General features: G+C 60.9%; 6 protein-coding genes. 2 read left to right on the top strand and 4 right to left on the bottom strand.

The window, feature by feature from the left end:
* Positions 1-25 precede the first annotated feature (25 nt).
* From OK351_RS15730 to OK351_RS15740, 3 genes are read right to left on the bottom strand one after another with little or no spacing between them, the layout of a single operon-like run.
* Complete coding sequence (locus OK351_RS15730) at positions 26-1,027, bottom strand: ABC transporter substrate-binding protein (protein ID WP_265160881.1); 1,002 nt, start codon at positions 1,025-1,027, stop codon at positions 26-28.
* A gap of 11 nt (positions 1,028-1,038) precedes the next feature.
* On the bottom strand, positions 1,039-1,404 hold the full coding sequence (locus tag OK351_RS15735) for a DUF4387 domain-containing protein (RefSeq protein ID WP_265160884.1): 366 nt from the start codon (positions 1,402-1,404) through the stop codon (positions 1,039-1,041).
* Between the two features lie 2 nt (positions 1,405-1,406).
* The gene (locus tag OK351_RS15740; RefSeq protein WP_265160887.1) at positions 1,407-2,777 is read right to left on the bottom strand and encodes a DUF1446 domain-containing protein; all 1,371 of its coding nucleotides are present in this window, start codon (positions 2,775-2,777) and stop codon (positions 1,407-1,409) included.
* A 186-nt stretch (positions 2,778-2,963) separates the two neighbouring features.
* Here OK351_RS15740 and OK351_RS15745 point away from each other — a divergent pair, with 186 nt between their 5' ends.
* The gene (locus OK351_RS15745) at positions 2,964-4,118 is read left to right on the top strand and encodes a flavin reductase (protein WP_265160891.1); all 1,155 of its coding nucleotides are present in this window, start codon (positions 2,964-2,966) and stop codon (positions 4,116-4,118) included.
* 35 nt (positions 4,119-4,153) lie between these two features.
* Positions 4,154-5,800: a thiamine pyrophosphate-binding protein gene (locus OK351_RS15750; RefSeq protein WP_265160894.1), complete on the top strand. Its 1,647-nt coding sequence runs from the start codon at positions 4,154-4,156 to the stop codon at positions 5,798-5,800.
* A 139-nt stretch (positions 5,801-5,939) separates the two neighbouring features.
* Here the strand turns inward: OK351_RS15750 and OK351_RS15755 are convergent, their stop codons facing one another.
* Positions 5,940-6,770: an ABC transporter ATP-binding protein gene (locus OK351_RS15755; protein ID WP_265160906.1), complete on the bottom strand. Its 831-nt coding sequence runs from the start codon at positions 6,768-6,770 to the stop codon at positions 5,940-5,942.
* Between the last annotated feature and the right edge of the window lie 33 nt (positions 6,771-6,803).

Raw genomic sequence — 6,803 nt, forward strand, 5'->3', positions numbered from 1 at the left:
TGTTTCTCCTGATACCCGTACAACATCATTTCACCGGGAACAGCGCGTCGAGGTCGGGGGTGCTGTCCTGGGGGAGGATTCCTTGTGCCTTGAGGCGTTCAATCACCGGTTCGGCGCTGGCCGCTTCAAATGGCGCCTCGGAAAATCCCGGAAGGACAGTGGCAGCAATGACTTCTTCAGGCAGGTCCATGAAGGAACCCAGCGACTTCTCAACGGCCTCGCGGTCGGTATTGGTCAGCTTGTTCGCTTCGATCATGGCCTGTTGAAAGCGTGAGGCACGTTCCGGATCTTCCTGCAGGTAGGATTCCTGGGCGGCTAACACGAACATGGGAGCACCGGGGATTGCCGCATCGGCCGATCCGATCAGTTTGACTCCGCCACCCAGTAGTGCCCCGCTGCCGCCGGGTTCTGCAATGGTAATCGCATCGTACTGGCCCTGTTTCAGGCCAGCGACGGCCTGCTGGGTGGGAACGGCAATCCACTGGATATCGGAGACATCCACGCCCTTGGATTCAAGGTAGGACATGTTGTCCAGTTGCGCCTGCCCGTTGATGGAATTCGTGCCAATCTTCTTCCCTTCAAGGTCCTTGAGCTGATCAATGCCCGAGTCCTCGGCCACCATCAGGTTCGCGAAGCCCTTCTCCTGAGGTTCGGTTTGTGCGTTGACCCCGTTGGGCGCACCCACCGCGATCGGCATGCCTTCCTCCTTGGCGATCACGGTGTTGTGCAGATCCGCGAAGATGTACTGCGATTCACCGTTCATCAGCAGCGGCATCATTTCAGCCATGGACGTTCCCGGCTGCAAGGTGACATCGAAGCCGTGCTTCTCGAAGATGCCCTCGGAGAGTCCCAGATGCATCGGCGCGGCGAAGACCGAGGGTGGAATGCTGATGGTTACGGCGGTCAGTTCACCTTCGGCCCCAGCAGTTTCCGAGGAGGGGTTGGCCGAGCTGCCGCAGCTGGTCAGGACCAAAGCGGCCGCTGCGGTGGCAGTGGCAAGAATCCGGCGAGTGGTTTTGGACTTCATGACAGACCTTCCTAGAATTCCCGCGCCATTGCGGGTAGTGGGGAATTTATCCTGCTGGACTGGTTTTCCACGGGAACTTCGAGGTCCACCAGTGGAGCGAATTGCTGCCCGCCGAACAGATCGGTGTCGTCCGGGTGCCCGTTCGGGCGGAATCGCGGGAAACTGACTTTGATCGCGTTGGCCGGCGGATAATGGTAGATTTCCACTTTCGACGCTTCGATACCGAATAGTTCGCTGATCTTGGCGGCATTTAATACCCCGGATTCAACGACGCATTCATAGGTTTGGACATCCGGGAGCATCACATCCACGGTCAGCTTCCATGGTCCTGCGTTCTTGCTTCGGATCAATTGGGCCAAAGAGCCAAGTGTCGGCATGATCAGATCTCCTTGAATTCAATAGGGTAAAACTCCATCGGGTCATCCAGCTCGGCCACGTGGTTTAGGACGAACGAATAGGACGGGCCCAGCTCGATTTCATGTGGCGCCTCGGGGAACGCCAGGTTCGATACCAGCCCATGCCACTGTGGAACCGCGTAGTGCAAGATGGTGTGGCTGATGGTCGCCATCACGCTGTTGGCCAGTTCCTGGGTAGGTGCCACGGTCACCATGAAGACCCCGACCTCATGGTCATTGGCGAAGGTGCGCGTTTCGCGCTCGCCAAGCACTGCATTGCGTCCGTAGACCCGGAAGCTGGTGGCGCACTGATCGGCTTTCTCATCTCCCAAGGTTCGGCGCATTGCGTAATCGGCCCCGGCCTTGGCTTCTTCGAACCAGTCATCGAAGTTGCGCAGCACCACCGGATCGGTGATCCCACCGAGGACGGCCGCACGGTAACCCTGGAACCCGGCGCCTTCCAACTTGACGGTGTACACATCCGCTTTCTCGAAGCGGCTACCGGACACCTTCACGATGCGGTCGTTCAGAGCCTCATACTTCACGTCGTGAAGGAGCATGGTGCCCCCCGGCTCGGGCATGCTAACTGGATTAGAAGTCTCGTACAGGGCATGGGAGGCAATGCTCATCGGGGTGCACTGTTGCTCCGGGCTCACCGGCTCAAGTGTGAAGTAGTCCTCCTCGAAGGTGCAGATCATCCCCTCGGGTTTGGTCATCTGGGTGACAGCGGCACCACCGCATTCGGCGATCTTGGCCGCATGCCAGGCCAGACCCGGGTCTACACCCTTCATCAACGGGATTGCGGCCATCAGGGCCGCGTCACTGGCACGTCCAGCCAATACCAGGTCAGCGCCTGCTTCCACGGCACGTTGGAATGGTTCGGCACCCATCATCGCGACGATCCGGTGCGTATCACGCAGCGTTTCCTCGGTAATCGGCGGAGCCGGGTCCAGCGGCTTGATACGGCCTTCACGGTATTTGCGAACCAGCACTTCCCGATCGGGTTCGGCCGGGATCAACGCGGTAGTGAAGCTCAGAGTCTCCTCGGAGGCGATTTCCTGGACGATTTCCCACATCCAGTTCAGGTTCCAGTTGCCGCCCGAACCGCCGCAGGATCCCACCAGCAGCGGGATGTTCTTGCGCCGGGTTTCCTTGAGCAATAGCCGCATATCGCGTTTGACGGCATCACGCGAGAAGAAGAACCTGTCCTCCCCCAGGTTGTTCGCGCCTCCATCGGTGGAACCGGAGTCCACAGCCACGAAGTCCAACGGACGGTGCCGGATGGTTGATTCAAAATACTCCTGCGTGAACCCGCCTCCAAGCATTCCCACCGGAGAGAGATAGCTGACAGTCATTGACGTACCTAGCCTTAATTGAAATGAAATTGGGGATTTCAGAAGCCCGAACAGCCTCAGTAACAAAAGTTACAATACGGGTGTACTGTGGCGTACGCAACACTTTTTCGGTAACAATTGTTTCTGACACCATGTTCCGGTGTCACGTGATCCCCGGATCGCGCTACCCAGATCAGGAGAACGGCCGTGAAATCCTCACAATCCCAGATTCCCTCCAGCGACCTTGTCGACGAGGCGGTATTCCGCAATGTGGCGGGCTACTTCGCCACCGGGGTCACCGTCATCACCACCACTTGCGATGACACCCCCGCCGGTACTACGGCATCGGCCGTGGCATCGTTGTCAATGGATCCCCCGATGATGCTGGTCTGCCTCAACCGGAGCAGTGCAACGCACGACAAGGTCATGGATTCGGGGATTTTCGCAGTGAACATCATGAGCCAGGAACAGGACTCGACGGCCCTGGCCTTCGCCCGCAAGGGCACCGACAAGTTCGCCGGGATCTCCTGGTCTTCGGCCCCGAACGGTGCACCGGTTATCGACGGCTCGCTGGCCACTATTGCCTGCCGGGTCACCGAAACTGCCGTCGGCGGAACCCACACCGTGTTCATGGGCGAAGTCATAGACACGGTCACCAATCCCGGCGAACCGCTTACCTACTACCGGGGAATTTTCGGCCGGTTCGAACATGACGCCGTCGAGAGGGCCTACCAGGACCTGCGTCAACACATCCTGCGCAGGCAGACCCCGGTGCGCCACATCCTGGACGCCGCGGCCCTGGCCGAACGACTGCGTACCCGCAGCGAATACGTCCACCAGGCCATGGTGCGCCTGGAATCGGAAGGGCTGGTGCATCGCTCCGCTGACGGCTCAACATCGGTGGCAGCGATTACCCCGGAGATTGCCCACGGATTCTTCGCAGCCCAAGCTGCCATCGAAGTCGGCGTGATCGACACCTACCTGCCCCACGCCGGGGCCGATCAACTCAAAACACTCCAGGAGGCACGACAAACACTCGTGCTGGCCTTGGATGGGGACAACGGTCTCGACCTGGACGGGTACATTGAAGCCGTCAGGGTTTTCCACCGCCGGCTGATCGGGTTGTCCCCTTCATCGCAGCTCCTTGGCGCATATGAGGAAATGTCCACCGCAGCGCTCTGGTCCCAGCTGTTGTCTCAGGACGAGTGGACGCAAATGCTGGATCACAAGAATCTGCTGATGCTGGCCAACGCGGCCGTAGCGCAGGACTCCCAGGGGGCACGCGCCGCGGTGCGCCGCCATCTGGAGACCGTCACCGAGATCGCGACCCGTGCCATCACCGCACATGGTGGATCGATCTAGTCCGCTACCCTCGAATCTTCCTAGGAGCATTGCCCATGCACACCGTTTCAGAAACAATAGCCGGTGTCGTCGCCGATCACACCACCGAGGTTTTCGCCTTGATGGGCAACGGCAACGCGTATTTCACCGATGCCCTGGCTCGGCAAGACCGGGTACGGTTGACCGCCGTACGTCACGAGGCGGCCACCGTTGCCTCGGCCGATGCCTATCAGCGCATCACCCGGCGCACGGCCGTGGCGACGACAACCTACGGGCCGGGATATACCAACGCGTTGACCCCGCTGGCCGAGGCGGTTTGCTCCCGTACTCCGCTGGTCTTCGTAGTGGGCGGTGAACCCACCACGGGTCGTCGCCCCTGGGACGTGGACCAGGTCCAACTTGCGCAGTCGGTCGGTGCCCGAACCCTAACCGTTGATGCCGATTCACCCCGGGCCATCACCCGTCAGGCCTTCTCCATCGCCGGTTCCGAACATGTTCCGGTTGTCTTGTTCATTCCCTACGACCTGGCGAGTGCACCGGCCGCAGACGAAGTCGCGTCCTCTCCTGTCCACCAGGAAACGACCGGATGGCCGGTGGATTCCTCCCAGCTGGAAGCGTTCGCCGGCCTGTTACAGGGCGCACAGCGCCCACTGATCCTTGCCGGACGCGGGGCCAGCATGGCCGCAACCCAGCTGGGTGCGCTTGCCGAACGGATCGGAGCGATAACCACCACCACCGCGCCGGCCCGTGGGACGTTTGCCGGTCAGAACTACGATGTGGGGGTCTGTGGTGGGTTCGCCTCGGAGACATCCTCGGAACTGATCCGGCAAGCCGATGTGGTATTGGCTGTCGGGGCCGGGCTGAACCAGTTCACCACAGCGTTCGGCACCCAGTTCAGCCCGGACTGCACCCTGCTGCAAATCGATGTGCTGCCTGAGGCGACGAACCAGCGGGTCGACCGCTACTTCCGTTCCGAAGCCGTTGAGGCGGTCCACGCGTTGTTGGAACACCTGCCGGAGCCACAGGACCTTCCGGTACGCTGGGCGGGGCTGGCCGAGCACGCGCGCAGTTCCCGGCTCAATTTCGACAGGGATCCGGGGACCGGCCAGGCACCCGATGGCCTGTTGGACCCCCGCACGGCCATGGTGCGACTCAATGAGATCCTCCCGGCCAATCGACAGGTGGTCTCCGACGGCGGTCATTTCATTGGCTGGTCCAGTTACTATTTCGATCTGCCTGCACCGGACTGCCTGACCATGGTGGGGACACAATACCAATCCATCGGGTTGGGGTTGCCTTCCGCGCCCGGCGCCGCGATCGCCCGCCCCGAGGCAACGATCGTTGTCGCCACCGGCGACGGAGGCGGGGTCATGGGGTTACCCGATCTGGATTCGCTGGTGCGCACCGCTTCTAGCGCTGTCGTACTGGTTTTCAACGATGGCTGCTATGGGGCCGAAATCCACCAGTACGGCTCGCAGGGACTCGACGAGGCGATCATGGAAATCGACCAGTTGGATTTCGCCAAACTGGCCGAGGGATTCGGCGCCAAGGGTCTGGTCGTCAAGACCATGCAGGACATCGAGGAGGTCCAGCAATGGGTCTCGGCTGGTGCCCAAGGCACGCTGGTGCTGGATCTACGCATCTCACGCAGTATCGTCGCACCGTATATCTTGGAGATCATCGAACTGACATTGAAGAAGTAAGCACGGAAACCGGCGGCCGCTACCTCGTGTGGCCATGTCCTGGTCCTCGGTTCACAGTCGAAGAATCCCGGTAGGCATCTGGCCTACCGGGATTCTTCCGGACTAGAGCCCCGCACTACGCGCAGGCCCGTTTCAACAGCTATTTCGGATTGGTGATGACCTTCGTCGTAGCCTGCTCCGGACGATGCCCCTTCTTCGCCAACTGGATCTGCTCATACACGTGATGACGCAACTCGGTGAACCGCGGCAACGACCGCGTCTCCAACTGATCACGCTCATCGGGCAGATCGATCACCAAATCCTCCTGCACCACCGTCGGCGAGGACGACAGGATAATCACCCGCTGACCCAGATACACCGACTCATCAATATCATGGGTCACGAACAACACCGTCACCCCCAACTTCTTCCACACCGAACGGATCAAGTCCTCCAAATCCGCACGGGTCTGCGCATCCACCGCCGCGAAAGGCTCATCCATCAGCAACACCTCGGGCTGGTACGCCACCGCCCGGGCAATCGCCACCCGCTGCTGCATCCCACCGGAAAGCTGCCACGGGTAGGACTTGGGCACATGATCCAACCCCACCGCTTCCAGCGCCTCGGCCACCAGCTTCTTCCGCTCCGCCTTGGGCACCCCGGCATTCTTCAACGGCAACTCGACATTCTCCGCCACCCGCAACCACGGGAACAACGAACGCCCGTATTCCTGGAACACCACCGCCATCTTCTTCGGCGGACCAACCACCTTCTGCCCATCGAGCCGCACCTGGCCACTGGTGGCCCCCATCAACCCGGCAATACACTTGAGCAACGTGGTCTTACCCGACCCCGACGGGCCCACCAGGCACACCAGCTCGTTATGCCCCAAATCAAAGGTCAGATTCCGTACCGCCTCGATCGGCCCGGCATCGGTCTGGTAGACCTTCTGCAACCCCCGCACCGACAACAACGCCTGGTCCTCGGGCAGCGTCCGGCCCGCCGGGGCCGGCCCACCACCGGC

This window comes from Glutamicibacter sp. MNS18 (assembly GCF_026107515.2).
In the GTDB taxonomy this organism is placed as follows: domain Bacteria; phylum Actinomycetota; class Actinomycetes; order Actinomycetales; family Micrococcaceae; genus Glutamicibacter.

Coding starts and splice junctions, on each gene's coding strand:
- OK351_RS15735 (WP_265160884.1), bottom strand. CDS start 1,404: ATGCCGACACTTGGCTCTTTGGCCCAATTGATCCGAAGCAAGAACGCA.
- OK351_RS15740 (WP_265160887.1), bottom strand. CDS start 2,777: ATGACTGTCAGCTATCTCTCTCCGGTGGGAATGCTTGGAGGCGGGTTC.
- OK351_RS15750 (WP_265160894.1), top strand. CDS start 4,154: ATGCACACCGTTTCAGAAACAATAGCCGGTGTCGTCGCCGATCACACC.
- OK351_RS15730 (WP_265160881.1), bottom strand. CDS start 1,027: ATGAAGTCCAAAACCACTCGCCGGATTCTTGCCACTGCCACCGCAGCG.